Here is a 26,364-nt window from a genome sequence, read left to right on the forward strand (position 1 = left end):
GGTCCGGGGGCGATCAGGTCCGGGGCGGGCGGCTGCGATAGGTGGGCAGGCGCCAGCCGAACAGCAGGCTTCCGGCCCGCAGCGCCAGCGTCGCCGCCACGCACAGCCCATAGGCCTCGACCGGCGAGGCGTCGAGCGCCAGCGCCCCCACGCCCGCCCCGGCGCCCGCCAGCGCCGCGGTGACGTAAAGCTCGCCCTGGCGCAGCGCCACCGGCACCTCATTGCACACCACGTCGCGCATCAGCCCGCCGAGACAGCCGGTCATCACCCCCATGACGATGGTCGCGGTGGGGCCGTCCCCGGTCTCCACCGCCGCCGAGACCCCGGCCGTCACCGCCACCGGCAGGGCCAGCGCGTCCAGCCAGTCCAGCGCCCGGCGGCGGGAGGCGATCCAGGGCGCCCAGAGGAACATCAGCGCCCCGCCCGCCGCGGCCAGCCCCAGATTGGCCGGCTCGATGGTCCAGAACACCGGCCGGTCGAGGATCACGTCGCGCACCGTGCCGCCGCCGACCGCGGTCAGCGTAGCGATGAAGAGGAACCCCACGGGATCGAGCTGCGCCCGGCTCGCCGCCAGCCCGCCCGTCAGCGCGAAGATGAAGACCGAGCCGTAGTCCAGCGCCTCGCCCAGGGTCATGGCCGCCATCATCGCCAGGGGCTCCGGGCGAGGGGACGCGACGGCGAACGGACGGTCCCCGACCTGCGCGCCGCGGCCGGCCCGGTCACAGCAGGTCGCCGACGCCCGCGTCGCGCGCCCAGCCGGCCAGCGCGCCGCGCAGGTTCACGTCGCCGCGCCCGATGCCGGCGTCGATCACGCCCCGGACCTCGCGCAGGTCGACCGAGCGCAGCAGCCGCTTCACCGGACCGATCGAGGCCGGGCGCATCGACAGCGTCCGCACCCCCATCGCGGTCAGGGCCATCGCCTCCAGCGGGCGGCCCACGTCCTCCCCGCAATAGCTCAGCGGCGTGCCATGCGCCTCGCAGCGATCGACGATCATGCGGATGAAGCTGAGATAGGAGGCGTTGAAGGCGTCGTAGCGCCGGCGGACCCGCTCATTCTCCCGGTCCGCGGCGAAGAAGAACTGCTTGAGGTCGTTGCCGCCGATGGAAATGAAATCGGCCTCGCGGAAGAAGTGGTCCGGCGCGAAGGCGAGGCTCGGCGTCTCCAGCATCGCGCCGATCTCCAGCCGCGAAGGCGCCGGCCAGCCGTTGCGGATATGCCGCTCCAGCTGCTCCAGCGTCATGGCGCGGGCCTGGGAGAATTCGGAGGCCTGGGCGACCATCGGGAACATCACCGCGAAGGACCGTCCGGCCGCGCCGCGCAGCAGCGACTGAAGCTGCATCTTCAGTATGTTGGGCCGGTCGAGGCTGATCCGGATCGCCCGCCAGCCCAGCGCCGGGTTCGGCTCCTCCAGCCGCTTCATGTAGGGCAGGACCTTGTCCGACCCGATGTCCAGCGTCCGGAACACCACCCGCTTGCCGCGCGCGTTGGACAGCACCCGGTCGTAAAGCGCGGCCTGCTCGCTGCGCAGCGGCACGCGGGCGCGGATCAGGAACTGCAGCTCGGTGCGGTAAAGGCCCACGCCCTCCGCTCCGGACCCTTCCAGCGAGGGCAGGTCGGTCAGCAGGCCCGCATTCATGTGCAGCCCGACGCGCTGGCCGTCCAGCGTCAGCGCGGGTTCGTCGCGCAGCGCCCGCCAGGCCTCCATCGCCTGGGCGCGCATGTCGAGCTTTTCGCGGAAGGCGCCGTGGATGGTGTCGTCGGGGCGCAGATGCACCGCGCCCACATCGCCGTCGACCAGGATCGGGTCGCCGTTGCGGGCCTCCAGCGTCAGGCGCCCGACCTGGATCACCAGCGGGATCGCCAGCGCCCGGGCCACGATGGCGGCATGAGACCCGATGGCCCCTTCCTCCAGCACCACGCCGGCGAGCCGGTCGCCGTAGTCCAGCAGCTCTCCCGGCCCGATATTGCGGGCCACCAGCACCGCGCCGGGCGGCACCTCGCGCTGGCCGCGCTCGCCGGCGAGATGGCGCATCAGCTTGTTGGCGAGGTCGTCGAGATCATGGGCCCGTTCGCGCAGATAGGGGTCGGCGATCCGCGCGAGCCGGGCGCGCACGGCGGTCTGCTCCCGCTCCACCGCGACTTCCGCCGCCAGGCCCGAGTCCACCGAGGCCAGCATCCGCCGCAGCCAGCCCTTGTCATTGGCGAACATGCGATAGGCTTCGAGCACGTCGCGATGCTCTCCGGCCCCGCCCAGCAGGTCGCCGGCCAGCAGGTCGTCGACCTCGCCGCGCAGGGCCTCCACCGCCTCGGTCAGGCGGCGGCGCTCCTCCTCCACGTCCTCGGCGACGGGATTGGCCAGCATCACCCGCGGCTCATGCAGGTGCACCACGCCCTCGGCCGCGCCTTCCTGGGCCGACACGCCGCGGGCGTAATAGGGCCGGACATGGGACCCCGCGAGCTCCGCGTCGCCCTCGCCCAGGAACGCGCCCAGCTCGGTCATCTCGGCCAGCAGCATGGCCACGACTTCCAGCCCGTGAACGTCGTCCTCGCTGTAATGCCGCGCCTCGCGGTTCTGCACGACGAGCACGCCCAGCACCTCGCCCAGGCGCTGGATCGGCACGCCGAGGAAGGACATGTAGACCTCCTCGCCGGTGCCGGGGATATACTGGAACCCGCGGGTGTTCTGGGCGTCGGCGGTCTTGATCGGCTCGGACCGGCTGGCGATCTGCCCGACCAGGCCCTGCCCGACCAGCAGGAAGGCGCGATGCACCGAATCCCGGTTCAGACCCTCGGTGGCGCAGAGCTCCAGCTTGCGGTCGCCGCGGCGCAGGTAGATCGAACACACCTCGGTCGACATCGAGGACGCGATCAGCGTCACGATGGCGTCCATGCGCTGCTGGCCGTCGCCGGCCTCCGCCATCACCCCCGCGAGCCGCTTGAGAAGCAGACGCGAGCCTCCGCCCGGCGAGGCCTGCGCCGCGCCGTTCTCCCCCGTTCCCGGGGGGCCGCCGCCTTCCGGCGCGGTCATGCGGTGGGCTCCGTCATTCGGGGCTCCGGGCTCGGGGATCGGATCAGGCGACGTCGAGTTCGAAGGCCGCGTGCAGGGCCTGCACCGCGAGCTCCATGTACTTGCGGTCCACCAGAACCGAGACCTTGATCTCCGACGTGGTGATGACCTTGATGTTCACGCCTTCGGAGGCCAGCGCCCGGAACATGCGCTGGGCGACGCCGGCATGGGACCGCATGCCGATCCCCACCACCGAGACCTTGGCCACCGCATCGTCCACCACCATCTCGCGCCAGGCGATCTCGCCGGCGGCCGCGGCGGCGTCCAGCGCCTTGCGGGCGCGGGAAACGTCGTCGACGGGCAGCGAGAAGGTCATGTCGGTGCGGCCCTCCTCGGAGATGTTCTGGACGATCATGTCCACCACCACGCCGGCCTCGGCCAGGGGGCCGAAGATGGCGGCGGCGACGCCGGGCCGGTCCGCGACCGCCAGCAGCGTGATCTTGGCCTCGTCGCGTGAGAAGGCGACCCCGGAGACGATCTTCGATTCCATGATTTCATCCTCGTCGCAGACCAGCGTCCCCTCATCGTCGGAGAACGATGACCGTACCATGAGCCGCGTCTTGTAGCGCAGGGCGAGTTCGACCGAGCGGGTCATCAGCACCTTGGCGCCCAGCGAGGCCAGTTCCAGCATCTCCTCATAGGCGATGCGGTCGAGCTTGCGGGCGCGTTTCTCGATGCGCGGATCGGTGGTGTAGACCCCGTCCACGTCGGTGTAGATGTCGCAGCGCTCCGCCCCCAGGGCGGCGGCCAGCGCGACGGCGGTGGTGTCGGACCCGCCGCGGCCCAGCGTGGCGATGCGCCCGTCCGGGCCGATGCCCTGGAAGCCGGCGATCACCGCGTGCAGCCCTTCGGAGAATTTCTGGTGCAGCGCCTCGGTCCCGATGGAGTCGATGCGCGCGGCCCCGTGGGCGTTGTTGGTGCGCAGCGGGATCTGCCAGCCCTGCCAGGACCGGGCGGGAACGCCCATCTCCTGCAGCACCAGCGACATGAGGCCCGACGTCACCTGCTCGCCCGACGCCACCACGGCGTCGTATTCGCGGGCGTCATACAGCCCGCCCGAGTCCGAGCCGGGGGGATTCGACGCCTCGCGCACCCAGCCGACCAGCTCGTTGGTCTTGCCGGACATGGCCGAGACCACGACGGCGACGTCGTATCCGGCGTCGACTTCGCGTTTGACCTTGCGGGCCGCGTTGCGAATGCGGTCGAGGTCGGCGACGGAGGTGCCGCCGAATTTCATCACGAGTATGGGCATGGCGGCCGGCCTTCCGAGACGCTCCGGTCTTGCGAATATGCGCCGCGTCTTACGGTCTGGGCGCGTCGCGCGCAAGGCGCGGCGGCGGCCGCCCCCCCGGCAAGACGGCGAGAGGAGCGGCGGCTGGCCGGCCCCGCTCCCCCCGCGGCGCGCCCCGTTTCGCCAAGCGGTTCCACGTGCCGCGTCCCGCCCCCGCCGCGTCCCCCCGCCGCGTCCCCCCCGCCGCGTCCCCCGTGCCGCCGTCGGACCTGTCGCGGTCAGCCCCGTCCGACGCGCCCTTCCGAAAACAGCGGCATGGCCAGCGCCAGCAGCGCCAGCGCGAGACCGACGGTGATCAGCCAGGTCTCGGGCTGGGTCTGCATCGAGCGCCCCAGCGCCCCGAGAATGGCGGCGGCGCCGGTGGCGGCCTCCGGGTCCGCGGGCGCGGCGTGGATCACATCGGCGCGGAAGGCGGCGAGCTCGGGCGTGAGGCGCATGGCAGGTCTCCCGGTCGGGCGCGCGGCCCGGGGATCGGGCGATCGGCGCGGCGTCAGGGAGGGGTCTGCCATCCCGGGCGATTCCCGGGAATTTCGGACAAGTTTAACGGCATCGGAATCAAACTTAACGCAACGGCCGGACCCGACGGCCCGGGTTCCGGGCGCGCGATCCGGCAGCGGCGGGCGGCGGCGATGCGCTTCGCGGCGGAAGGCGCCCCGGCCGCTCCGGCCTGTTCAGACGGCGCGCCGGCCCCGGCGCGCCGTGTGCCGCAGCCCCAGCAGCGCCGCGCCCAGCAGAACGCCGGAGGCGGGCAGCGGGACGGCCGCGAGATCCGGGTCATCCTCGGCGTTCAGCAACAGGTCGCTGCCGCCCAGGACCAGACCGTCGGAAAGGAACTCCATCCCCGTCAGCCCGTTGTTCTCGAACCAGACCAGCGTCACCGCCACCGGGTTCACGTCCGTCACCTCGAAGGTGAAGCCGGTATAGCCGAAGGCCCGCGACTCCGGATGCGACGCCGCCTCCTGCCCGTCCAGATAGAGCACGAACCCGTCATCCGTGCCGACCTGCATGGCGTAGGTCCCGACATCCAGGTCGAACCAGCCGGTCAGCCGCCAGACGCTGTAGCTGAGCTCGGCGATCTCGGCCCCGGCGTAGTCCTCGGCGTTGGGCCCGAAATAGTCGCGCAGAGACGAGGTGTTGGCCAGGTCCTCCTCCCCGTTGGGGAAGCTGAGCGTGGTGGCGCGGAACACGACGTCGGGGGTTTCGCTGTCGGCGATGGCCTCCGCGGCCGCGGCGTTGGGAATGAAGGACGACTGATCCCAGAATTCGCCGGACAGCCCGTGGATCACCGCCGCCCCGGCCGGCGCCGCGGCGACGAGCGCCGGCGCCATGCAGAGCCAGGCGAGAGCGGACCGGCGGCGGGAGGAGGGACGCGCGCGGGAGAGGAGGGGCGAAAGGATACGCATGACGATCTCCGGTGCGGTCTGACGGCCTGGATACGGGACAGCCGCGACCCTGCCGCACCGCAACATGGACGGCAAGACTTTTCGATTGTCCCGTGCGATCAATGACCTTCAGAGAACAAGTCAGGACTGCAGCGCAATAATTGGTCGTCGCCTGGAAACGCCGGCGCGGCCCCGCAAGCCGTCCGCCGCCCCCGCCGGGGACTCGCCCGCGCCTCGCAACGCGAACGGGCGGCGCCTGTTCAGCGCCGCCCGCGGGAACTTGGCCCATGGGGAGTTGGAATGCGGCGGGGTCCGCCCCGCCGCGAGGCTCAGTGGCCGAGGATCTGGCTGAGGAACAGCTTGGTGCGGTCCGAGCGCGGGTTCAGGAAGAACTCCTCCGGCTCGTTCTGCTCCACGATCTGGCCCTGGTCCATGAAGATCACCCGGTTGGCCACCTGCCGCGCGAAGCCCATCTCATGGGTCACGCAAAGCATGGTCATCCCCTCCTCCGCGAGGCTGATCATGGTGTCGAGCACCTCCTTGATCATCTCGGGGTCGAGGGCCGAGGTCGGCTCGTCGAACAGCATGATCCGCGGCTTCATGCACAGGCTTCGCGCGATGGCAACGCGCTGCTGCTGACCGCCCGAAAGCTGACCCGGATACTTGTGGGCCTGGTCGGGGATCTTGACCTTCTCGAGGAAGTGCATCGCCGTCTCCTCCGCCTCGCGGCGAGGGGTCTTGCGGACCCAGATCGGGGCCAGGGTGCAGTTCTCCAGGATGGTCAGGTGCGGGAAGAGGTTGAAGTGCTGGAAGCACATCCCGACTTCCTTGCGGATCGTGTCGATGTTCTTGAGGTCCGAGGTCAGCTCGGTCCCGTCCACCACGATCTTGCCGGCCTGATGCTCCTCCAGCCGGTTGATGCAGCGGATCAGGGTCGACTTGCCCGAGCCCGAAGGCCCGCAGATCACGATCCGCTCGCCGCGATTGACGGTGAGGTTGATGTCCCGCAGCACGTGAAACTCACCGTACCACTTGTTCATCTTGGAGATCTGGATCGCGACCTCGTCGCTGACGGTCATCGTCGAGCGGGCGGTCGGGGCGGCGGCGGCGGTTGCGTCGGTCATGGCGTCACTCCTTGGCCCGGCTCAATGGTTGTCGGTCTTCAGCTTCTTCTCCAGGTACATGGAGTACCGGGACATGCAGAAGCAGAAGGCGAAGAAGAAGAGGGCGACGAAGACGTAGAATTCCCAGACCAGGCCGTTCCAGTTGGAGTCGGCCCGGATCGGCGTGATCATCCCCACCGGGTCCAGCAGGCCGATCACCGACACCAGCGTGGTGTCCTTGAACAGCCCGATGAAGGTGTTGACGATGCCGGGAATGGAGATCTTCAGCGCCTGCGGCAGGATGATCAGGCGCATCGACTTCCAGTAGTCGAGGCCCAGGCTGTCCGCCGCCTCGTACTGGCCCTGCGGCAGGGCGGCGAGACCGCCCCGGATCACCTCGGCCATGTAGGCCGACGAGAACAGCGTGGCCATGATGACCACGCGCAGGATCAGGTCCAGCGCGGTGCCCGGCGGGAAGAAGTAGTTCAGCACCGAGGACGCCACGAACAGCAGCGTGATCAGCGGCACGCCGCGGATGAACTCGATGAAGACCACGCAGATCGTCTTGATGAAGAACAGATCCGACTTCCGACCCAGCGCCAGCAGCACCCCGAAGGGCAGCGAGGCCACGATCCCGGTCACGCCGATGATCAGCGCCAGCAGGAAGCCGCCGATCTTGGAGCTTTCCACCGGCTCCAGCCCCAGCCCGCCCCAGATCAGGAAATAGGCGAGGAAGGGATAGGCGGCCGAGAACCACAGCATCGGCTTGGGCAGGCTGCGGAACAGCACCGGGGCCATGGCCACGAACATCAGCACGAAGGCCAGGACCGGGCGCCACAGCAGCTCGTTCGGGTAGAAGCCGAACAGGAACTGGTTGAAGCGCTCGTTGATCACCGCCCAGCAGGCGAAGGCGCCTTCGACCCCGTTGGCGGCGGCGATCTCGCGGCACTCGGACAGCGAGCCCGCGGACCAGACCGCGTCGATGAAGGCCCATTGCAGGATGGCCGGGACCGCCGTGATGATCACCAGCGCCGCGATGACCGTCAGGATGCCGTTGGCGACCGACGAGAACATGTTCTCCCGCAGCCACTTGACGGCGCCCCGATCCTTGGCCGGCGGCGGGCTCGGCGGGATCTGCGACCCGGCGACGAAGGCGACGGTGTTGGAATGCAGGTCCGACATCAGGCGTCCCTCTTCACACGGGTCAGGTAGGTGACGTTCGGCCGGTCGCCGAGCATCAGGTAAGCGATGGCCGCGAGCTGCAGGGCCAGGCCTCCGACCACCACCACCACGTCGGGCAGCATCGGCAGCAGCCCGCCGATATCCGCGCCGCACAGCGCCGCGACGACCCAGAGCACCGCGGTCAGCGTCGCGAAGTCCGCCACCCGGAAATGCTTGAACAGCCCGGTCAGCAGGGTCGCCACGCAGGACGCGGTCAGCGCCAGGTAGCTGAGCTGCGCGAGAAAGCTCCATTCCACGTAGGGAATGCGGACCTCCGGCACATGGGCGAGGAACAGCCAGTCCAGCAGCCCCACCAGGATCGCCGCGTAGAGCAGCACCACCAGGTTCAGGAACCCGGCCACGCCGTAGTTGGTCTTGTGCGCGGCATCGCCCTTCTTGAGGTTGTCCCAGGGCCCGGTGGTCTTGTCGAACAGCTTGGCCATGGTGAATGTCGTGCCCGAGGCCGAAGTCCGCTCCACCAGCTTCACCTGCTCGTTATACAGGTTCATGATCATGGAGATGGTCAACGAGATGCACAGGTAGAACGCCATCAGCAGCAGCAGCGTCTCGAACTCGCGCCCGGTCTGGTTCAGCGTGATGCCGCCCAGCGTGCCGGTGGCGTCCATGTAACCCACCGCGATGGCCAGCGACGAGTTCTTGGTCAGGTTCAGATACTGCGAGATCAGCGGCGGAATGATCACCCGCAGCGCCTGCGGCAGGATCACCAGGCTCATGGTCCGGTTGGGCCGCAGACCCAGCGCGAAGGCGGCCTCCGACTGGCCCTTGGACACGGACTGGATGCCGGCGCGGACGTTCTCGGCGATGAAGGCGCCGGTGTAGATCGACAGGGCCAGCCACAGCGCCACGAGGCTGTTGCGCATGTAGATGCCGCCCTGGAAGTTGAAGCCCTTCAGCGCGGGCTCCTCCACCGCGATCGGCGCGCCCGCGATGATCGAGACCAGCAGGAACATCACCAGCGGCGGAACCACCCACAGGGCCAGGCGCACGCGCCCGACAGGCAGGATGCGGCCGGTGTCCTGCTGGATCGCCTTCGCCTTGCGCGCGTACCAGACGGACCCGATCACGCCGGCGATGAAGGCCAGCACCACCCAGACCGAACCGTCGCCGAAGATCAGGCCGGGCACGTAGAAGCCGCGGTTGGTGGCGACGATGCCGCCTTCCATCAGCCCGAACAGGGTCCAGGGCTCCGCCTGGCGGGGCGAGGGCAGGAATTCGTCGAAGACCGCGGCCAGAAGCAGGATCTGGATCAGAACCGGCACGTTGCGCACCAGCTCGATATAGACGGTCATGACCTTGGAGATCAGCCAGTTGTTGGACAGCCGCAGCACGCCGGCCACGACGCCCAGAACCGTGGCGGTGATGCAGCCCAGAAAGGCCACCAGCAGCGTGTTGAGGATCCCGACCACCGCCGCCGTGGCGTGAGAGGATCGGGAGTCGTACTCGATCAGCCGCTGGTTGATGTCATAGGAAGCCGGGTCCTCCAGGAACCCGAAGTCGAAGGTCTTGCCCAGCGCCGCGAGATTCGCGAGCACGTTGGACACAAGGTAGCTCACCCCGAGAATAACGAGGATCAGGGCGATGATCTGGATGGTCAGCGATCGGTATCGCGTATCGGTCCAGAGCATCCCCAGCCGGAACTCCGCGCGGGGCGCGTCCGTCATGGCCGCCATGGCCAGCTCCTTCACCTGTTGCGGCGCCCGACCTCCCCAAAGCCGCCGGTTGATCCGGTCGTGCCGCGGCGGGCGTCCGATTATGTGAGAGGGGCGCGCCGTTCCCGGCGCGCCCCAATTGGTCGCTCAGTCCGCGATCAACGGAACGGCGGGGAGTACTGCAGGCCGCCCTGGGTCCACAGCGCGTTCAGGCCGCGCTCCAGCCCGACGGCGGTGTCGGTGCCCAGGTACTTGGCGAAGATCTCGCCGTAGTTGCCCTCGGCCGAGATCACGTGCACGGCGAAGTCGGCCGGCAGGCCGAGCATCGCGCCGTACTCGCCTTCGGAGCCGAGCATGCGGTTGATCTCCGGGTTGTCGGTGCCCTTGGCCATCTCGGCCACGTTGTCCTTGGTCACGCCCAGCTCTTCGGCGATCATCAGGACGTTGAGCGACCAGCGCACCACGTCGCCCCACTCGGAGTCGCCGTGACGGACGACCGGGCCGAGCGGCTCCTTCGAGATGATCTCGGGAAGGATGATGTGATCCTTCGGGGTCTCGAAGGTCGAGCGCGACGCGGCCAGCGCCGAGCTGTCGGTGGTGTACACGTCGCAGGCGCCCGCGAGATACTTCTGCTGGGCCTCGGCGTTGGTCTCGACGGGGACCGGCTCGTAGCTCATCCCGTTGACGCGGAAGTAGTCCGCCAGGTTGAGCTCGGTGGTGGTGCCGGTCTGGATGCACACGGTGGCGCCGTCCAGTTCCTTGGCCGAGGTGACGCCCAGCGCCGACGGGACCAGGAAGCCCTGGCCGTCATAGTAGTTGACGCCCGCGAACTCGAACTTCAGGTCGACATCGCGGCTGAAGGTCCAGGTGGTGACGCGCGACAGCATGTCGATCTCGCCGGAGGCGAGCGCGGTGAAGCGCGTCTTGGCGGTGGTCGGGGTGAACTTCACCGCCTTCGGGTCGCCGAAGACCGCGGCGGCGACGGCGCGGCAGACCGCGACGTCGAAGCCGGCCCATTCGCCGTTGGCGTCGGTGAACTCGAAGCCCGCGACGCCGGTGGCGACGCCGCAGCTGAGGAACCCCTTGGCCTTCACGTCGTCTAGCGTCGCGGCCGCGGAGGCGCCGGCCGACAGCGCCACGGCGGCGGCGGCGGCGCCGATCAGGTTGTTGAGTTTCATAGGTGGATGTACCTCTTCCTGTAGGGTCCAGAACCTTCCGTTCTGTTTTCGGTCGTCGCGCGTGGGCCGGAACCCGGGACGCATGAGCGTGGTCGCCTGAGCGGCCAGGATGCCCTCGCTCATCACGAACTTTGAACGGGGCCTTCACAGGAGGTCAACCCCTGCCGCAGCCACTATCATGCCGCAAAGCGGCGAGAGTATGAACGCCTGATATCAGGGCGGTTTACGCGCAGGGCGCCTCGGAATGCATCGCGCTGCGAACACGCGATCGCCGGCCGATTGGCCTTTGATTCCATTCGCTGATTCGAAATCTCGGTTGACGTTGCGTCCGGGGCGCCGCGATGCGGGGCCTCGACGCCGAGCGCCCGCGCCGACAGAATCACCCCAGGGGCGAGTCAGGCCGTCCGCAGAAAACCCGAAAGCGGCGCCCCGTCGGGCATCCGGGCCTCGACCAGCCAGGGCTCCTCGTTCACGTCGGAGACCTCGGCATGCTCCGGGCCCTCGCGGCAGGCGTCGAGGATCCGGCGGACCCGATCCTCGGGCCCCACGGCCATCAGCTCCACCGATCCGTCGGAGAGGTTGCGCACATAGCCCCAGAGCCCGAGCTCCCACGCCGCGCGGCAGGCCCAGTCCCGATATCCCACGCGCTGAACCCTGCCCCGGATGATGGCCCGCACGGCGATGTGGTTCATGGCGCAGTCCCCGGCAAAGGCGTCGCGGCGTGAGATCGAGCTTAGCGCAGGCGCGCGCGCCGATACAGTCCCGCGCGCTCGGGTCGCATGTCCGCGGAACCGCCGGCCTCAGCCCCCGAAGGGCAGCCGACGCAGCAGGCGGAACGGCGCGCCGCCGCCCGGATCGCCGTATAGCGCCACCTCGCGCACGGCCAGCGGCGCCGCGCGGAACGGCGCGACATGGGGGGCGAGCGCGGCGGCCGTGGCCTCCAGGTCCTCCGGCGACAGGGCCGAGGACAGGGTGAGGTGAAAGCGGAAGCCCGGCCCCACATAGGGATAGCCCCAGCGGGCCAGCATCGCCTCCTGCTCCGCTGACAGCGGGTTGGCGCGGCGACGCTCCAGCTCGGCCTCCGAGGGCGGGGCGCGGAAGCGGTCCAGCGTCTCGACGCAGGTCATCGCCATGGCGGCCATCGCCTCCGACGGCTCGGACAGGCGCAGGGAGGCGAAGCGGCCGAGGGCGTGCAGCGCCAGCGGCGGGGCCTCGAACGGGATCATCCGCGCGGCCATCGCCTCCGCCGCGGCCAGCAGCTCGGCGGGGGAGGTTCCGTCGGCCAACGCGAAGGGCGGCTTCAGGGTGCCGTGGAACCCGTAGCGGCGGGGAGAGGCGGTGAGATCCTCCGCCGGGGCCGGCAGGCCGGAGACCTCGGGGCGGGGCGGAACCTCGCCGGTCTCCGCGTCCCAGCCCAGCCAGGCCGAGCCGAAGCGCCAGAGCGGCGAGCCCGCCTCCGGCGCGTAGTAGATCGCGTAGCGGGCGTAGCCCTCGATCGCCGGTCCGGTCATCGCCGCCCCTCTCCCCCTGCCCTGTGCCGCCCTGTCCCTGCGCCGCCCTGCCCGGTCGCGTCCCGGCCTCGGCCGCGATCTCAACCGGAGAACGCCACCGCTTCCTGCCGCTGGGACCCGAGCCCCTCGACCCCCAGCTCCAGCACGTCGCCGGGCCGCAGGAAGCGCTGCGGCTTCATCCCCATGCCGACGCCCGAGGGCGTGCCGGTGCAGATCAGGTCCCCCGGAACCAGCCGCATGAACCGGCTGAGATAGGAGATGATCTCGGCGACCGAGAAGATCATGTCGGAGGTGTTGGAGTCCTGCTTGCCCTCGCCGCCGTTCAGCGTCAGCCAGATGCGCAGCGCCTGCGGGTCGGGGATCTCATCCGCCGTCACCAGCCACGGGCCGGTCGGGCCGAAGCCGGGGGCGGACTTGCCCTTGACCCACTGGCCGCCGCGCTCCTGCTGCCATTCGCGCTCGGACACGTCGTTGACCACGCAATAGCCGGCGACGCGGGACAGGGCTTCGGCCTCCGAGACATGCTCGGTGACCTGGCCGATGACCACGCCCAGCTCGCATTCCCAGTCGGTCTTAACGCTGTCCTTCGGGATGGTCAGCGGGTCGTTCGGCCCGGCGAGGCAGGACGACGCCTTGGAGAACACGATCGGCTCCTTCGGGTGGGCCATCCCGCTTTCGTCCGCGTGCAGGCCGTAGTTCAGCCCGATGGCGTGGAAGGTCGGCACCCGGGACAGGCAGGCGCCCAGCCGCGGCGCGTCGACCAGCGGCAGGTTCGCCGGGTCGATCCCGCGCAGCCGGTCCAGCGAGGCCGGGGTCAGCGCGTCGCCCGCCAGGTCGCCCAGCGTCCCCGACAGGTCCCGCACGCCGCCGGAGGCGTCCAGCATCCCCGGCTTCTCCGCCCCTTTGGGGCCCCAGCGCAGCAGCTTCATCGCAACTCTCCCTGTTTTGGCGTCCCGAGGCTCTTGCCGGCCCCGGTCAGCCGATATCGAACACCAGGCAGGTGGTGGTGGCCGAGGCGTAGACCTTGCCGGCCGCGTCCACCAGCGTTCCGTCCGCCGTCGCGGTCTGCCGCCCGACATGCCGGGCGACGCCCAACGCGCGCAGGCGCCCGGTGTCCTCCCGCGCGCCGCGCAGGATATTCACCTTGTATTCCAGCGTAAGATAGCCCTTGCCGGCCGGCAGCTTCGTATGGATCGCGCAGCCCATGGCGCTGTCCAGCAGCACGCCGTACCAGCCGCCATGCACCGAGCCGATGGGGTTGTAGAGGTCGAAGGAGGTCTCGCCCTCGAAGGTCACGGTCCCGTCGCCGACCTCGGTCATCTGGAAGTTCAGCAGCCGGGCGATGGGGGCGGAGGGCAGCTTGCCGTCGCGCACCCGCTCGATCATCTCGCGCCCGGAAAGCGCGGCCATCTGCGCCGGCGTCGGCATGTCGGCGAGGCTTTCGGGCCAGAGCGGGGCGGGGCGGCCGGAGGTGGGGTCGGTCATCGCATGTCCTCGCTCTGACGGGGCGGTCGGGAAAAGCTCAGCCCAGCAGGTCGAGCAGCCGGCGGGCCTGCAGGAAATCGGCGCGTTTCAGGGCGGCGACCTCGGCGGCCTCGGCGTCCTCGCCCCAATGCTCGGCCTGGAAATCCTCGTCCAGCCGGGACAGGCGCCAGCCGGCCTCGGCCTCCAGCGCGCCCTCCGACACCGCCAGCCCGATGACCAGCGAGCCCGAGAGCGTCACCAGCTCATGCAGGGCGGCGAGCCGATAGGCGTCATGCGCCTCCACCGCCGCGGTCAGGGCGGCGAGCGCGGCGGGGTCCTGGGCCACATGCATGACCCCCTCGGCGCAGATCAGCCGGGCGCCGTGGCGGGTCTCGGCCCAGGCGACCCAGGGGTCCCAGGCCTCGGCCTGGCGCGCGGTCAGGGGGCGGGGATGGGGCGCGCGGTAGCATAGCAGGTCCGAGCCGCCGAACTCCGCGATCATGCCCACCACCTCGGCCTTGTGGGCGCTCACCCGGTCGATGACCGTATTCAGCGCCCTGGTCAGCGGCAGGGTCGCGGGGTCGAGCATCTCGCCCTGCGCATTCCACTCCGCCGCCGTGGCGTCGCCGAGCGCCCTGGTGGGGGCGACCAGCGCCGCGCCGCCGGGCGTGCGCAGGGGCTTGCCGTCCAGTTCGACGGCCCATCCGGCGCCGTCCCCGGCGGGCAGGCAGGCGGCTTCGGTCCAGAAACGCTTGGGCGCGGCGCCGGCGACGGCCATGGCTCAGACCCCTTCCTCTTCGAGCGCGGCCAGCGCCGCCTCCAGTTCATGGTAGCCGTGGATCACGGCATGGGCCCCGGCGGCGCGCAGGCGCGGCTCGTCATGGTAGCCCCAGGTGACGGCCAGCGCCGCGAAACCGGCGTTGCGGGCCATCTCCATGTCGTATTCGGTATCGCCGATCATCACCGCGTGGGCGGCCTCGGCCCCGGTTTCGGCCAGCGCCCGCAGCAGCATCGAGGGATGCGGCTTGGAGGGGTGGTCGTCGGCCGTCTGCAGGGTCTGGAAGAACCCGCCGAGGTCATGGGCGGCGAGCGCGTGGTTCAGCCCGCGCCGGGCCTTGCCGGTGGCCACGCCCAACAGCATTTCGGGCCGGGCCGCCAGCCGCGCCACCGCCTCGCGCGCGCCGGGATAGAGCGGGCTGGACGCCTCGCCCCCGGTCTCCGCCCGGATCGCCACGAAGGCGGCGCGATAGGCGGCGCAAAGCCGGTCGATGGCGGGGCCGTCCTCGGAGGGCGCGAGCCTGCGGAACGCCTCGGGCAGCGACAGGCCGATGATGCCCAGCGTGTCGGAGGGCGGCGGCGGCGCGCGATGCTCGGCCGCGAAGGCCCGGTCCATGGCCGCGAGGATCAGCGCCTGGCTGTCGATCAGGGTACCGTCCATGTCGAAGACGACCAGACGCAGGGGCGTATCGGGGGTCACGATCTCGGCGGTCACGATATCGGGGGTCACGGGGCTCGGGCTCCGGTGCAGGGGCGCGGCCCCGCGGGGCCCGGGAAGTTGGGTATCGCCCGGGGGGCCGCCTGTCCAGCGAGCGCGGGCGCGCTCAGCGCCTGCCCTTGGGCTTGTCCCGGCTCCTGTCCTCGTCCCGGTCCGGGTCGAACGGATCGGCGGGGGCGTTCTCGACCTTCCAGCCGAACGTGTCCCAGGTCCGCTGCATGTGCTCGGGCAGCGGCGCCGCCACGGTCAGCATGCGCTTGGTGGTCGGATGCTCGATGGTCAGCGAGCGCGCGTGCAGGTGCAGCTTGCGGCTGATGATGCCGCCCAGCTGCGCGCCCCAGCCGTCGCCCTCGTTGGTCAGGCCGGAGCCGCCATACTTGCCGTCCCCCACCACCGGCGTGCCCAGCGCGTCCATATGGGCGCGAAGCTGGTGCGTGCGCCCGGTGATCGGCGACAGCGCCACCCAGGCGGCGCGCGTCCCCACCGCCTCGAACACCTGGTATTCGGTCAGCGCGCGCTTGGCGCCCTCGGTGGCCGCGACCTCGTCGGGATGGACCAGGCGCATCTTCTCGCCCTCGCCGCCGCCGCCGCGGCCCGGCGCCTTGACCAGCCCCCAGCGGATCGCGCCCTGCTCGGGGTCCGGCACGCCGGAGGTGACCGCCCAGTAGATCTTGCGGGTGTTGCGATGCCGGAAGCTCGCGGTCAGCGCCCGCGCCGCCCCCGGGGTGCGCGCCAGCACCAGCACGCCCGACGTGTCGCGGTCGAGCCGGTGGACCAGCTTGGGCCGCTCCTCCAGGTCGAATTTCAGCGCCTCGGTCAGCCCGTCCACATGCCGGTCCGACTGGCCGGAACCGCCCTGCACGGGCAGGCCGGCGGGCTTGTTGAGCACGATCAGCTGGTCGTCGCGATAGATCACCGCCTCGCGGATCATCTTCGCGTCGCCGGGCGCGATGCGGGCGCGCTGCTCGGCCCGCTCGGCCTCGCGCCGCGCCAGATATTCCGGGGTCTCGTCGGGCATCGGCGGCACGCGCACCACCTGCCCCACCTCCAGCCGGGTCGAGGACTTGGCCCGCCCCCCGTCCACCCGCAGCTCGCCCTTGCGCAGCATCTTCTCGATCCGCCCCTGGGACAGCTGCGGAAAGCGCTTGCGCAGCCAGCGGTCGATGCGCTGGTCGGCGTCGTCGGTCTCGATCTCGATATTCTGCACGCCGGGCATGGCTCACCCCTCTCCGAAAACGGCGCGGCCGAGGCTGAGCCCCGCCCATAGCGCGAAGACCGACGCCGCCACCGAGCCGAGCATGTAGCTCGCCGCCACGCCCATGCGGCCGCGCTCCAGCAGATAGAGCGCGTCGAGCGAGAAGGCGGAGAAGGTGGTGAAGCCGCCGAGCACGCCGGTCATCACCAGCGGCGCGAAACGCGCCCAGGCGCCCGGCGCGCGTTCCATCAGCACGACCGCGGCCAACCCCATGAGGAAGGCGCCGATGACGTTGACCCCGAACGTCCCCCACGGAAATCCGGTCCCCAGCGTGCGCAGGGCCCAGCCGGAGAACAGGAATCGCAGGGTCGCGCCGAGGGCGCCCCCGAGGGCGACGAAAACATAGGTCATCGCGGGCTGATGCGCCAAAGCCCGTGCGACGTCAAGCGGCGCGCGCGCCCGGCCGCCCTGCGCGCCGCGCATCCCGGCGGGCCCGCCCCGTTTCCCGGCCGAAGCGGGGTGGGCGGGCGGGAGCTTCGGCCGGGAAACGGGAGCCCGTCAGGGCTCCTCCCCGCTCCCGGCCCTGCGCTTCGCCCGCAGCTTGTCGAAATAGGCCACCCGCTTGGCCAGATCCCGCTCGAAGCCCCGCTCCACCGGCGCGTAGAGCTGCGGCCGCGCCATCCCGTCGGGAAAATAGTTCTGCCCGGAGAACCCGTCCTCCGCGTCATGGTCATAGGCGTAGCCCGCGCCGTAGCCCTGTTCCTTCATCAGCTTCGTCGGCGCGTTCAGGATATGGGCCGGCGGCGGGGCCGAGCCGGTTTCCTTGGCCAGCCGCAGCGCCCCCTTCCAGCCCCGATAGACCGCGTTCGACTTGGGCGCGAGCGCCAGATGCACGATGGCCTCCGCCAGCGCCAGCTCCCCCTCCGGCGAGCCCAGCCGCTCATAGGTCTCCCATGCCGCGAGGCAGAGCGGCAGCGCCTCGGGATCCGCCAGCCCGATGTCCTCGGAGGCCATGCGGGTGATGCGGCGGGCCAGAAAGCGCGGGTCCTCGCCCCCCTCGATCATCCGCGCCAGCCAGTAGAGCGCCGCGTCCGGGTCCGAGCCGCGCACCGATTTGTGCAGCGCCGAGATCAGGTTGTAATGCCCGTCGCCGGACTTGTCGTATTGCGCCGCCCGCCGGGTCAGCCGGCGCGACAGCCCCTCCCGGTCCACCGGCCCCGGCCCCATGCGCAGCGCCTGCTCGGCGAGGTTCAGCAGCGCCCGCCCGTCGCCGTCGGCCATGCCGATCAGCGCCTCGCGCGCGTCGGGGGTCAGCGGCAGCGGGCCTTCGGACGCCTCCGCCCGCGCCAGCAGCCCCGCCATCGCCGCATCGTCGAGCCGGTGCAGCACCAGCACCTGCGCCCGCGACAGCACGGCGGCGTTCAGCTCGAAGGACGGGTTCTCGGTGGTCGCGCCGACCAGCGTGATCACGCCGGCCTCCATATGCGGCAGGAACCCGTCCTGCTGGGCGCGGTTGAAACGGTGGATCTCGTCGACGAAGAGCAGCGTGCCCACGCCGTTGCCGAAGCGGATGCGCGCCGCGTCGAACACCTTCCGCAGCTCCGCCACGCCCGAGAAGATCGCGGAGATCTGCACGAAGGCCTGGTCCGTCGCCTCCGCCAGCAAGCGGGCCAGCGTGGTCTTGCCCACGCCGGGAGGCCCCCAGAGGATCAGCGAGGGCAATTCCCGCGCCGCCACCATCTCCGCCAGCGGCCCTCCGGGGCCGAGCAGATGGTCCTGGCCGATGACCTCCTCGATCCGCGCCGGGCGCAGCCGATCGGCCAGCGGACGCCGGGCGCCGCCCTGCCCCGCCTGCCCGCCCGGCTCGCCGCCGGGCGCCCGGTCATCCGACCCGCCGAAAAGATCCGCCGCCATGCCCCCGCCCCCGCTCAGCGCCGGAAGCGCAGGACGCCGTGACGGCCGCCGCGCTCGATCCGCACTTCTTCCGGATAGGGCCCCTTGCGGGCCAGCCGCTCAAGCTGCGCGGCGTTCGCCACGTCGCGCCCGTTGATCGCCCGGATCACGTCGCCCACCCGCAAGCCCGCGCGGCCGGTCGGGCGGGCCACCTCCACCACCGCCACGCCCTCGGTCCCCAGCGGCAGGCCCAGTTCATGGGCCAGCGCGGGGTTGAGATTGGCCACCGTCAACCCGCCCAGCGGCGTGCGCCCGACCAGCGCCCGCGGATCGCGCGCAGGCGTCTCCGGCGCCGAGGCCAGCGCCAGCGAGGCGGCGCGCGCCGTCCCCCCCGACAGGAACGCGACCTCCGCCGTCTCGCCCAGCCCCAGCGCGGCCAGCCGGAATTCCAGCTCCGCCTGCGTGCCCACCGGCCGCCCGTCCACCGCGAGGATCACGTCCCCCCGCGCCAGCCCCGCCGACGCGAAGGGCGACAGCGGGTGGATCTTCGAGATCACCAGCCCTTCGGGCGAGGCCATCCCCAGCGCCTCGGCCATGGCGCCGTCCACCGGCTGGCCCGAGAGCCCCGACCACGGCCGCGCGAGGGTCGAGCGCCCGGCCTCCGCCTGCGCCACCACCTGCCGCACCAGCGCCGAGGGCACCGCGAAGCCGATGCCGATGGACCCGCCGGAGCGGCTGAGAATCGCGGTGTTGATGCCCAGCAGCCGGCCCTGCATGTCCACCAGCGCGCCCCCGGAATTGCCTGGATTGATCGCCGCGTCGGTCTGAAGGTAGTAGCCCGCGCCCCCGCCCGGCGCCGCCCGCGACCGCGCCAGCGCCGACACGATGCCCGAGGTCACCGTCTGCCCCACCCCGAACGGGTTGCCGATGGCGAGCACCAGGTCCCCGACCTCCACGCCTTCGGATTCCGGGTCGCGCAGTTCCAGCGCCGGCAGGTTCTCCGCGCCCTCCAGGCGCAGCACCACCAGGTCGCTTTCCGGGTCCGAGAGCACCACCTCGGCGTCGAACTCGCGACGGTCGGCGAGCACGGCCCGGATCTCGGACGCGTCGCCCACCACGTGGTGATTGGTCACCACCAGCCCGTCGCCCGTCACGATGACGCCGGAGCCCAGCGCGTTCTCCACCCGCCTGCCCTGCGGCATGGCCTGGCCGAAGAACCGCTCGAAGAACGGGTTGCCGGCGAAGGGGCTGGGGCGGCGGGTCACCACCCGGCGGGCGTAGATGTTGACCACCGCCGGCGCGGCCGCCTTTACCACCGGCGAGAAGGAGAGCTGGATCTCCGCCATCCCCTCCGGCGTCCGGCGCGCGATCTCCGCCCAGGCGGGCGGCGCGGTCCACGCGGCGGCGAGCGCCAACGCGAGCAGACCGGCGCGGCGAGGGGCGATGATCGTCATGGGCGGGACCTCCGTTCGGGACCGGAATCTAGGCGCCCGCGTCGGCAAGCGAAAGGGCCGCCCCCGTGAGGGAGCGGCCCTGATCGTCGCGCAGATCGGCGTCCGGCGCCCCCGAAGGGGCCGCGGCGGATCACTCGTCGGCGGCTTCCAGCTCGGCGGCCACGCGGGCCTTGTCGCCGGCGCCCTTGGCGGCCGGGTCGCGGTCGACCAGCTCGATGATCGCCATCGGGGCCATGTCGCCATAGCGGAAACCGGCCTTCAGGACGCGCGAATAGCCGCCCGAACGCTCCTGGTAGCGCGGACCCAGCACGTCGAAGAGCTTCTTCACGGCGGCGTCCTGGCGGATGTCGGCATGGGCCAGGCGGCGGGCGTGCAGATCGCCGCGCTTGCCGAGGGTGATCACCTTGTCGATGATCCGCTTCAGCTCTTTCGCCTTGGGCAGGGTGGTCTTGATCTGCTCGTGCTCGATGAGCGAGCAGACCATGTTCGCGAACATCGCCTTGCGGTGCTCGTGGGTGCGGTTCAGCTTCCGATAGCCGTGACCGTGGCGCATGGGGTCATTCCTTCTTCGCGTTATGCTTTGTCCGGGAGAGGTCCATGGCCTCGCCCTCCTTGGGGCCGTCACGGCCCGAGTGGCGCGCGATTACAGGAAGAATCGCGGGCCGGCAACCCTCCGACGCGCCACGGGGCGCCCCGGAATGCGAAGAGGGCGGGGAAATCCCCGCCCTCGCCTTCGTCAGAACTGGTCTTCGTATTTGCGAGCCAGGTCCTCGATGTTGTCCGGCGGCCAGTCCGGCACGTCCATTCCGAGGTGAAGGCCCATCTGCACGAGGACCTCCTTGATCTCGTTCAGCGACTTGCGGCCGAAGTTCGGGGTCCGGAGCATCTCCGCCTCGGTCTTCTGCACCAGGTCACCGATATAGACGATGTTGTCGTTCTTCAGGCAGTTGGCCGAGCGGACCGAAAGCTCCAGCTCGTCGACCTTCTTGAGCAGGACCGGCGGCGTGCCGGTGCCCAGCAGGTCGTCGTCGTCGCCGCGGGAGGCCGATTCGGGCTCCTCGAAGTTGACGAACACCGACAGCTGGTCCTGCAGGATGCGCGCGGCATAGGCCACGGCGTCGTCCGGCGTGACCGAGCCGTCGGTCTCCAGCGTCAGGGTCAGCTTGTCGTAGTCGAGCACCTGGCCCTCACGGGTCGGCTCCACCTTGTAGCTGACCTTCTTGACCGGGCTGAACAGCGCGTCGACCGGGATCAGGCCGATCGGCGCGTCCTCGGCCTTGTTGCGGTCGGCGGGGACGTAGCCCTTGCCGCTGTCGACGATCAGCTCGACATGGAAGCTCGCGCCCTCGTCGAGGTGGCAGATCACGTGATCGGGGTTGAGGATCTCGACCCCCGCGACTTCCTGGATGGCGGCGGCGGTCACCAGGCCCGGCCCCTCGCCGCGCAGGGTGAGGCGCTTGGGCCCGTCGGCTTCGACCTTGACCGAGACGCCCTTGATGTTGAGGACGATGTCGGTCACGTCCTCCCGCACGCCGGCGACGGACGAGAATTCGTGCAGCACGCCGTCGATCTGGATCGAGGTGACGGCCCCGCCCTGCAGCGAGGACAGCAGAACGCGGCGCAGGGCGTTGCCGAGCGTGAGGCCGAAGCCCCGCTCCAGCGGCTCGGCGACGACGGTCGCCATGCGCGACGGATCGGCGCCGGGGCGGATGTCGAGTCCGGTCGGCCGGATAAGTTCCTGCCAGTTTTTATGGATCATGATCGTCCTCCATTCTGGCCCGGGCGGGATCCGTAGCCGCGCCGTGCGTCCCGAGGAATTCTTGCTTGGGCCTGAAACGGCCTAAGGCCCGCGCATCGGGCGCGGGCCGTGGGCCTGCCAAATCGTCTCTGCGTCAGACGCGGCGACGCTTCGGCGGGCGGCAGCCGTTATGGGCAATCGGGGTCACGTCGCGGATGGAGGTGATGGTGAAACCCACCGCCTGCAGCGCGCGCAGCGCGCTCTCACGGCCCGAGCCGGGGCCCTGGACCTCGACCTCGAGCGTGCGCATCCCGTGCTCCTGGGCCTTCTTGCCAGCGTCCTCGGCGGCAACCTGGGCGGCGTAGGGGGTCGACTTGCGCGACCCCTTGAAGCCCATGGCGCCCGACGAGGACCAGGAAATGGCATTGCCCTGGGCGTCGGCGATCAGGATCTTGGTGTTGTTGAACGAGGAGTTCACATGCGCCACACCGGACGAAATGTTCTTCCGCTCTTTGCGCTTAACGCGCTGCTTCTCGCGAGCCATCGAAGCTTCTCCTTACTTCTTCTTGCCGGCGATCGGCTTCGCCTTGCCCTTGCGGGTCCGGGCGTTGGTGTGGGTGCGCTGACCGCGAACCGGGAGCTGCCGGCGATGCCGCAGCCCGCGATAGCAGCCGAGGTCCATCAGCCGCTTGATGTTCACCGCCACTTCCCGGCGCAGGTCGCCTTCGACCGCCAGGTTGCCGTCGATGTACTCGCGGATCGCGAGGACTTCGGCGTCCGAGAGCTCGTTGATACGACGCTCGTCGGCGATGCCCACGGCAGAGCAGATCTCCTTGGCGGAGCTCGGGCCAATGCCGTGAATGTAGGTGAGGGCCACGTGGGTCCTCTTGTTCGTCGGGATATTCACGCCAGCAATGCGCGCCAAGGTCCGTCTCCGTCTCTCGTCCGGTCGTGCCCGGTGTTCCGTGGTCCGTCCGCCCTTGCGGCGGGGCCGGCCGGGCTCATATTCCGTTCTCGATCAAGTCGGTCGGGGGAAGCGTCCTGAGAGGCGTCCCCGCCGGCTGCAGCGTCGGGCCCTTGGGCCCGACGGGTCGTCCGCACCGATTCTCCCGATCCGTGGACCGGAGGGCTCGGCGCGACTCCCCTGTGTTGGAGGCGCGGAGTATATGAAGGGTCCGGGGCGCGTCAACCCTTGGTCGACCACCTTTGCCGATTCCCTTCGGGCCTCACCCGTCCAGCGCGCCTTTCAGCTCCGCCGCCACCGCGTCGGGGGCGGCCATGCCGTCCACGCGCGTGAGCTTGCCCTTGGCCCAATAGTAGCCGATCAGGGGCGACGTGTCGCGATAATAGGCCAGCAGCCGCGTGCGCATCGACTCGGCGTTGTCGTCGGGGCGACGCTTGAAGCTGTCCACCGCTCCGCATTTGTCGCAGGTGTCCGGCTTGGCCGGCGGGTTGGTGGTGTCGTGATACACCTCCCCGCAGGCGCCGCAGGTGAAGCGGCCGGAGACGCGGTCCACAAGCGCCTCGTCGTCCACCCGCATCTCGATCACGCCGTCGAGCTGCAGCCCCTCCTTGGCCAGCAGCTCGCCCAGGGCGTCCGCCTGGGCCAGCGTCCGGGGGAAGCCGTCGAAGATCGCCCCCTTGGCCGCGGCGCCGTTCTCCAGCTGCTCCCGGATCAGGCCGATGACGATCTCGTCCGTCACCAGCGCGCCGCGCGCCATGACGTCCGCGACCACCTTGCCCATCTCCGAGCCGCTGGCCTGGGCCTCCCGCAGCATGTCGCCGGTGGAGAGCTGGACCATGCCCCGCTCCTCGACCAGACGCCGCGCCTGGGTGCCCTTGCCGGCCCCGGGGGGCCCCAGCAGAATGATGTTCATCGCTTCTTCTTCCCCCGTCGTCCGAGCCGGGACTTTTCAATAAGCCCTTCGTATTGATGCGCGAGCAGATGGCTCTGGACCTGAGTTACGGTATCCATGGTCACGCTGACCACGATCAGGAGCGACGTGCCCCCGAAATAGAACGGGATCGCGAGTTCCGAGATCAGGATCTCCGGCATCACGCAGATCACCGCCAGATAAAGCGCGCCGACCGCCGTCAGTCGAGTGAGCACATAGTCGAAGTAGTCCGACGTGCGCTTGCCCGGCCGGATGCCCGGCACATAGCCGCCGTTCTTCTTCAGATTGTCCGCGACCTCATCGGGGTTGAAGACCACCGACGTGTAGAAGAACGCGAAGAACACGATCAGACCGATGAAGGCGATCAGGTAGAGCGGCTGTCCGCGGCCCAGATAGGCCCCGACATAGCTCAGCCAGCCCGAGGCCCCGCCATCGGCCGAGAAGCCGGCCACGGTGGCGGGCAGCAGCAGCAGCGACGACGCGAAGATCGGCGGGATCACGCCGGCGGTGTTGACCTTGAGCGGCAGGAACGAGTTCTCGCCCCCATACATCCGCTGGCCGACCTGGCGCTTGGGATATTGCACGAGAATGCGCCGCTGGGCGCGCTCGATATAAACCACGGCCGCGATCACCGCGACCGCGCCGACGATCACGCCGATGATCACGGCGGCCGGAAGCTGCCCGGTGCGGCCCAGCTCGAACAGCTGCGCCAGCGCGGTGGGCAGGCTGGCGACGATGCCGACATAGATGATCAGCGAAATGCCGTTGCCGATGCCGCGGGCGGTGATCTGCTCGCCCAGCCACATCAGGAACATGGTGCCCCCGACCAGGGTGATCACCGTCGAGGCGCGGAAGAACCAGCCCGGATCGAGCGCCAGCCCCTGCCCCTCGAGCCCGACGGCGATGCCGTAGGCCTGGAACGCGGCCAGCACCACGGTGCCGTAGCGGGTGTACTGGTTCATCTTCCGCCGGCCGGCGTCGCCCTCCTTCTTGAGGGCCTCCAGCGAAGGGACCATCGAGCTCATGAGCTGCATGATGATCGAGGCGGAGATGTAGGGCATGATGCCCAGCGCGAAGATCGCCATGCGCTCGACGGCGCCTCCGGCGAACATGTTGAAGACGCCGAGAATGCCCGACTGGGTCTGTTCGACGAATCGCGCGAGCTGGATCGGATCGATGCCTGGCATGGGGATGAAGGTCCCCAGCCGGTAGATCATGAGCAGACCCAGCGCGAACAGAATCCGGCTCTGCAGCTCCTTGGCCTTGCCAAAGGTGCTCCAGCTCAGGTTCTGGGCCATCTGCTCGGCGGCGGACGCCATGGCGCTCTCCCTGAAACGATCAAAGCGACGCCGCCGGGGGACGAGCCCCGCGGCGGCGTCGCTGATTAGTTAATCGACGGGCTTGGGGCCCGCAATGTCATTCCGCGGTCTCAGTCGCCGCAGGGGCCGCGGGGGCCAGCACGGTGATCTTGCCGCCGGCGGCCTCGATCGCGGCGATCGCCGACTTCGACGCGCCGGTGACCTCCAGCGTCAGGCCCTTGGGCGCGTCGCCCCGGCCCAGCACCCGGACGCCGTCCAGCTTGCGGCGCACGAGACCCGACGCGACCAGCGCGGCCTCGTCGATCGGCTTGGCGCCGTCCAGCTTCCCGGCCTCGATGAACTTGGCGATGTTGTCCAGGTTCACCACCGCGAAGTCCTTGCGGAAGATATTGGTGAAGCCGCGCTTGGGCAGGCGCCGATAGATCGGCATCTGGCCGCCCTCGTAGCCGTTGATGGCCACGCCCGAACGGGACTTCTGACCCTTGATGCCGCGCCCGGCGGTCTTGCCCTTGCCCGAGCCCGGGCCGCGGCCGACGCGCTTCTTCTTGCGCGTGGCGCCGGGATTGTCGCGGAGTTCATGAAGCTGCATGACGCATATCCTTCCTGTCGGACCCCGGCGCGGCGTCATCCGCGAGGGCCATCGACCTATGGGAAAAGGGGCCGCTGCAACGCGGCCCCTCCGAACGGTCCGAAAAGCGGTCGGCTCAGCCGCGCTCTTCGACGATCTGCACCAGGTGCGGGATCGAGTTGACCATGCCGCGCACGGAGGGGGTGTCCTCCAGCTCGCGGGTCTTGTGCATCTTGTTCAGCCCGAGACCGATGAGGGTCTCGCGCTGCTTGGCGGGGCGGCGGATCGGCGAACCGATCTGCTTCACGACGACGGTCTTGGCCATATCGATCTACCTCACGCTTCCGCGGCTTCGGCGTCGGCCGGAGCATTGTCGCGCTTGGGCAGAATGTCAGCGACCTTCTTGCCCCGGCGCGCGGCCACGTGACGGGGCGAAGACTCTTCCTTCAGCCCGTCGATGGTGGCCCGGATCATGTTGTAGGGGTTCTGGGACCCGATGGACTTGGCCACCACGTCCTGAACGCCCAGCATCTCGAACACGGCGCGCATCGGACCGCCGGCGATGATGCCAGTGCCCTGCGGCGCGGTCCGCATCACCACCTTGCCGGCGCCGTGATGGCCCCGGACGTCGTGATGCAGCGTCCGACCTTCCCGCAGCGGCACCCGGATCAGGCCGCGCTTGGCCTGCTCGGTCGCCTTGCGGATCGCCTCGGGGACTTCGCGGGCCTTGCCCTTGCCGAAGCCCACGCGGCCCTTCTGGTCGCCGACGACGACGAGCGCGGCGAAGCCGAAGCGCTTGCCGCCCTTGACGGTCTTCGACACGCGGTTGATGGCGACGAGACGATCCTGGAATTCAGGATCCTCGTCGCGGTCGCGGCGGCGATCACGCCGGTTGTCTTCCCTGGCCATTATCGCCTCC

General features: G+C 70.1%; 27 protein-coding genes and 1 pseudogene. All 28 read right to left on the bottom strand.

Annotated features, from left to right (window positions below; translation table 11 throughout):
* Window positions 1-13 precede the first annotated feature (13 nt).
* Window positions 14-634 carry a trimeric intracellular cation channel family protein gene (locus BLV24_RS16820; protein WP_425426109.1) on the bottom strand — a complete coding sequence of 207 codons (621 nt, stop codon included), beginning with the start codon at window positions 632-634 and terminating at the stop codon, window positions 14-16.
* An 85-nt stretch (window positions 635-719) separates the two neighbouring features.
* Entirely contained in the window at window positions 720-2,921 is a 2,202-nt protein-coding gene (gene ptsP / locus BLV24_RS16825; RefSeq protein ID WP_245710630.1) for a phosphoenolpyruvate--protein phosphotransferase, read from the bottom strand.
* 151 nt (window positions 2,922-3,072) lie between these two features.
* Complete coding sequence (locus tag BLV24_RS16830; RefSeq protein WP_092683925.1) at window positions 3,073-4,320, bottom strand: aspartate kinase; 1,248 nt, start codon at window positions 4,318-4,320, stop codon at window positions 3,073-3,075.
* Between the two features lie 257 nt (window positions 4,321-4,577).
* A complete protein-coding gene (locus BLV24_RS16835) occupies window positions 4,578-4,796 on the bottom strand; it encodes a hypothetical protein (RefSeq protein WP_092683927.1) in 219 nt (72 codons plus the stop codon).
* A 234-nt stretch (window positions 4,797-5,030) separates the two neighbouring features.
* Window positions 5,031-5,762, bottom strand: coding sequence for a hypothetical protein (locus tag BLV24_RS16840; protein WP_092683929.1), 732 nt, complete (start codon window positions 5,760-5,762; stop codon window positions 5,031-5,033).
* A 308-nt stretch (window positions 5,763-6,070) separates the two neighbouring features.
* Window positions 6,071-6,865, bottom strand: coding sequence for an amino acid ABC transporter ATP-binding protein (locus tag BLV24_RS16845; RefSeq protein WP_092683931.1), 795 nt, complete (start codon window positions 6,863-6,865; stop codon window positions 6,071-6,073).
* 21 nt (window positions 6,866-6,886) lie between these two features.
* Window positions 6,887-8,026, bottom strand: a complete 1,140-nt coding sequence (locus tag BLV24_RS16850) for an amino acid ABC transporter permease (RefSeq protein ID WP_176954792.1) — start codon at window positions 8,024-8,026, stop codon at window positions 6,887-6,889.
* 509 nt (window positions 8,027-8,535) lie between these two features.
* Window positions 8,536-9,756: pseudogene (locus tag BLV24_RS16855) on the bottom strand (amino acid ABC transporter permease); the annotation flags it as partial.
* Between the two features lie 137 nt (window positions 9,757-9,893).
* Entirely contained in the window at window positions 9,894-10,913 is a 1,020-nt protein-coding gene (locus BLV24_RS16860; protein WP_092683935.1) for an amino acid ABC transporter substrate-binding protein, read from the bottom strand.
* 395 nt (window positions 10,914-11,308) lie between these two features.
* Window positions 11,309-11,605 carry an acylphosphatase gene (locus BLV24_RS16865; protein ID WP_092683937.1) on the bottom strand — a complete coding sequence of 99 codons (297 nt, stop codon included), beginning with the start codon at window positions 11,603-11,605 and terminating at the stop codon, window positions 11,309-11,311.
* A 108-nt stretch (window positions 11,606-11,713) separates the two neighbouring features.
* Complete coding sequence (locus BLV24_RS16870) at window positions 11,714-12,424, bottom strand: DUF1045 domain-containing protein (protein WP_092683939.1); 711 nt, start codon at window positions 12,422-12,424, stop codon at window positions 11,714-11,716.
* Window positions 12,425-12,504: 80 nt separating this feature from the next.
* Entirely contained in the window at window positions 12,505-13,353 is an 849-nt protein-coding gene (locus tag BLV24_RS16875; RefSeq protein WP_092683941.1) for a fumarylacetoacetate hydrolase family protein, read from the bottom strand.
* A gap of 46 nt (window positions 13,354-13,399) precedes the next feature.
* Entirely contained in the window at window positions 13,400-13,909 is a 510-nt protein-coding gene (locus tag BLV24_RS16880; protein WP_092683943.1) for a PaaI family thioesterase, read from the bottom strand.
* A gap of 37 nt (window positions 13,910-13,946) precedes the next feature.
* The gene (locus tag BLV24_RS16885) at window positions 13,947-14,666 is read right to left on the bottom strand and encodes an ATP12 family chaperone protein (protein WP_092683945.1); all 720 of its coding nucleotides are present in this window, start codon (window positions 14,664-14,666) and stop codon (window positions 13,947-13,949) included.
* Window positions 14,667-14,669: 3 nt separating this feature from the next.
* The gene (locus BLV24_RS16890) at window positions 14,670-15,395 is read right to left on the bottom strand and encodes an HAD-IA family hydrolase (RefSeq protein WP_245710627.1); all 726 of its coding nucleotides are present in this window, start codon (window positions 15,393-15,395) and stop codon (window positions 14,670-14,672) included.
* Window positions 15,396-15,489: 94 nt separating this feature from the next.
* On the bottom strand, window positions 15,490-16,599 hold the full coding sequence (locus BLV24_RS16895; protein WP_092683947.1) for an RluA family pseudouridine synthase: 1,110 nt from the start codon (window positions 16,597-16,599) through the stop codon (window positions 15,490-15,492).
* Window positions 16,600-16,602: 3 nt separating this feature from the next.
* On the bottom strand, window positions 16,603-16,989 hold the full coding sequence (gene crcB, locus BLV24_RS16900) for a fluoride efflux transporter CrcB (protein WP_092684035.1): 387 nt from the start codon (window positions 16,987-16,989) through the stop codon (window positions 16,603-16,605).
* A 147-nt stretch (window positions 16,990-17,136) separates the two neighbouring features.
* Window positions 17,137-18,492 carry a replication-associated recombination protein A gene (locus BLV24_RS16905; RefSeq protein WP_092683949.1) on the bottom strand — a complete coding sequence of 452 codons (1,356 nt, stop codon included), beginning with the start codon at window positions 18,490-18,492 and terminating at the stop codon, window positions 17,137-17,139.
* A gap of 14 nt (window positions 18,493-18,506) precedes the next feature.
* A complete protein-coding gene (locus BLV24_RS16910; protein WP_092683951.1) occupies window positions 18,507-19,925 on the bottom strand; it encodes a trypsin-like peptidase domain-containing protein in 1,419 nt (472 codons plus the stop codon).
* 130 nt (window positions 19,926-20,055) lie between these two features.
* Window positions 20,056-20,478 (bottom strand): 50S ribosomal protein L17, encoded by a 423-nt coding sequence (gene rplQ / locus BLV24_RS16915; RefSeq protein ID WP_092683954.1) that lies wholly within the window; start codon window positions 20,476-20,478, stop codon window positions 20,056-20,058.
* Window positions 20,479-20,661: 183 nt separating this feature from the next.
* Complete coding sequence (locus BLV24_RS16920; RefSeq protein ID WP_092683956.1) at window positions 20,662-21,684, bottom strand: DNA-directed RNA polymerase subunit alpha; 1,023 nt, start codon at window positions 21,682-21,684, stop codon at window positions 20,662-20,664.
* Between the two features lie 133 nt (window positions 21,685-21,817).
* Entirely contained in the window at window positions 21,818-22,207 is a 390-nt protein-coding gene (gene rpsK / locus BLV24_RS16925; protein WP_092683958.1) for a 30S ribosomal protein S11, read from the bottom strand.
* Between the two features lie 12 nt (window positions 22,208-22,219).
* Window positions 22,220-22,588 carry a 30S ribosomal protein S13 gene (gene rpsM / locus BLV24_RS16930; protein WP_092683960.1) on the bottom strand — a complete coding sequence of 123 codons (369 nt, stop codon included), beginning with the start codon at window positions 22,586-22,588 and terminating at the stop codon, window positions 22,220-22,222.
* Window positions 22,589-22,889: 301 nt separating this feature from the next.
* A complete protein-coding gene (locus tag BLV24_RS16935; protein ID WP_092683962.1) occupies window positions 22,890-23,540 on the bottom strand; it encodes an adenylate kinase in 651 nt (216 codons plus the stop codon).
* Window positions 23,537-24,877: a preprotein translocase subunit SecY gene (gene secY / locus BLV24_RS16940; RefSeq protein WP_092683964.1), complete on the bottom strand. Its 1,341-nt coding sequence runs from the start codon at window positions 24,875-24,877 to the stop codon at window positions 23,537-23,539. Before secY ends, BLV24_RS16935 begins: the two co-directional genes overlap by 4 nt.
* 97 nt (window positions 24,878-24,974) lie before the next feature.
* Window positions 24,975-25,466 (bottom strand): 50S ribosomal protein L15, encoded by a 492-nt coding sequence (gene rplO / locus BLV24_RS16945; protein ID WP_092683965.1) that lies wholly within the window; start codon window positions 25,464-25,466, stop codon window positions 24,975-24,977.
* A 115-nt stretch (window positions 25,467-25,581) separates the two neighbouring features.
* A complete protein-coding gene (rpmD, locus tag BLV24_RS16950) occupies window positions 25,582-25,770 on the bottom strand; it encodes a 50S ribosomal protein L30 (RefSeq protein WP_092683967.1) in 189 nt (62 codons plus the stop codon).
* A gap of 11 nt (window positions 25,771-25,781) precedes the next feature.
* Window positions 25,782-26,354 (bottom strand): 30S ribosomal protein S5, encoded by a 573-nt coding sequence (rpsE, locus tag BLV24_RS16955; protein WP_092683969.1) that lies wholly within the window; start codon window positions 26,352-26,354, stop codon window positions 25,782-25,784.
* Window positions 26,355-26,364: the final 10 nt, after the last annotated feature.

This window comes from Albimonas donghaensis (assembly GCF_900106695.1).
Classification (GTDB): domain Bacteria; phylum Pseudomonadota; class Alphaproteobacteria; order Rhodobacterales; family Rhodobacteraceae; genus Albimonas; species Albimonas donghaensis.

Excerpts from the sequence above, each read along its gene's own strand:
- BLV24_RS16820 (WP_425426109.1), bottom strand. The coding sequence starts at position 634 with ATGACCCTGGGCGAGGCGCTGGACTACGGCTCGGTCTTCATCTTCGCG.
- ptsP (WP_245710630.1), bottom strand. The coding sequence starts at position 2,921 with ATGGCGGAGGCCGGCGACGGCCAGCAGCGCATGGACGCCATCGTGACG.
- BLV24_RS16830 (WP_092683925.1), bottom strand. The coding sequence starts at position 4,320 with ATGCCCATACTCGTGATGAAATTCGGCGGCACCTCCGTCGCCGACCTC.
- BLV24_RS16835 (WP_092683927.1), bottom strand. The coding sequence starts at position 4,796 with ATGCGCCTCACGCCCGAGCTCGCCGCCTTCCGCGCCGATGTGATCCAC.
- BLV24_RS16840 (WP_092683929.1), bottom strand. The coding sequence starts at position 5,762 with ATGCGTATCCTTTCGCCCCTCCTCTCCCGCGCGCGTCCCTCCTCCCGC.
- BLV24_RS16845 (WP_092683931.1), bottom strand. The coding sequence starts at position 6,865 with ATGACCGACGCAACCGCCGCCGCCGCCCCGACCGCCCGCTCGACGATG.
- BLV24_RS16850 (WP_176954792.1), bottom strand. The coding sequence starts at position 8,026 with ATGTCGGACCTGCATTCCAACACCGTCGCCTTCGTCGCCGGGTCGCAG.
- BLV24_RS16860 (WP_092683935.1), bottom strand. The coding sequence starts at position 10,913 with ATGAAACTCAACAACCTGATCGGCGCCGCCGCCGCCGCCGTGGCGCTG.
- BLV24_RS16865 (WP_092683937.1), bottom strand. The coding sequence starts at position 11,605 with ATGAACCACATCGCCGTGCGGGCCATCATCCGGGGCAGGGTTCAGCGC.
- BLV24_RS16870 (WP_092683939.1), bottom strand. The coding sequence starts at position 12,424 with ATGACCGGACCGGCGATCGAGGGCTACGCCCGCTACGCGATCTACTAC.
- BLV24_RS16875 (WP_092683941.1), bottom strand. The coding sequence starts at position 13,353 with ATGAAGCTGCTGCGCTGGGGCCCCAAAGGGGCGGAGAAGCCGGGGATG.
- BLV24_RS16880 (WP_092683943.1), bottom strand. The coding sequence starts at position 13,909 with ATGACCGACCCCACCTCCGGCCGCCCCGCCCCGCTCTGGCCCGAAAGC.
- BLV24_RS16885 (WP_092683945.1), bottom strand. The coding sequence starts at position 14,666 with ATGGCCGTCGCCGGCGCCGCGCCCAAGCGTTTCTGGACCGAAGCCGCC.
- BLV24_RS16895 (WP_092683947.1), bottom strand. The coding sequence starts at position 16,599 with ATGCCCGGCGTGCAGAATATCGAGATCGAGACCGACGACGCCGACCAG.
- crcB (WP_092684035.1), bottom strand. The coding sequence starts at position 16,989 with ATGACCTATGTTTTCGTCGCCCTCGGGGGCGCCCTCGGCGCGACCCTG.
- BLV24_RS16905 (WP_092683949.1), bottom strand. The coding sequence starts at position 18,492 with ATGGCGGCGGATCTTTTCGGCGGGTCGGATGACCGGGCGCCCGGCGGC.
- BLV24_RS16910 (WP_092683951.1), bottom strand. The coding sequence starts at position 19,925 with ATGACGATCATCGCCCCTCGCCGCGCCGGTCTGCTCGCGTTGGCGCTC.
- rplQ (WP_092683954.1), bottom strand. The coding sequence starts at position 20,478 with ATGCGCCACGGTCACGGCTATCGGAAGCTGAACCGCACCCACGAGCAC.
- BLV24_RS16920 (WP_092683956.1), bottom strand. The coding sequence starts at position 21,684 with ATGATCCATAAAAACTGGCAGGAACTTATCCGGCCGACCGGACTCGAC.
- rpsK (WP_092683958.1), bottom strand. The coding sequence starts at position 22,207 with ATGGCTCGCGAGAAGCAGCGCGTTAAGCGCAAAGAGCGGAAGAACATT.
- BLV24_RS16935 (WP_092683962.1), bottom strand. The coding sequence starts at position 23,540 with ATGAACATCATTCTGCTGGGGCCCCCCGGGGCCGGCAAGGGCACCCAG.
- secY (WP_092683964.1), bottom strand. The coding sequence starts at position 24,877 with ATGGCGTCCGCCGCCGAGCAGATGGCCCAGAACCTGAGCTGGAGCACC.
- rplO (WP_092683965.1), bottom strand. The coding sequence starts at position 25,466 with ATGCAGCTTCATGAACTCCGCGACAATCCCGGCGCCACGCGCAAGAAG.
- rpmD (WP_092683967.1), bottom strand. The coding sequence starts at position 25,770 with ATGGCCAAGACCGTCGTCGTGAAGCAGATCGGTTCGCCGATCCGCCGC.
- rpsE (WP_092683969.1), bottom strand. The coding sequence starts at position 26,354 with ATGGCCAGGGAAGACAACCGGCGTGATCGCCGCCGCGACCGCGACGAG.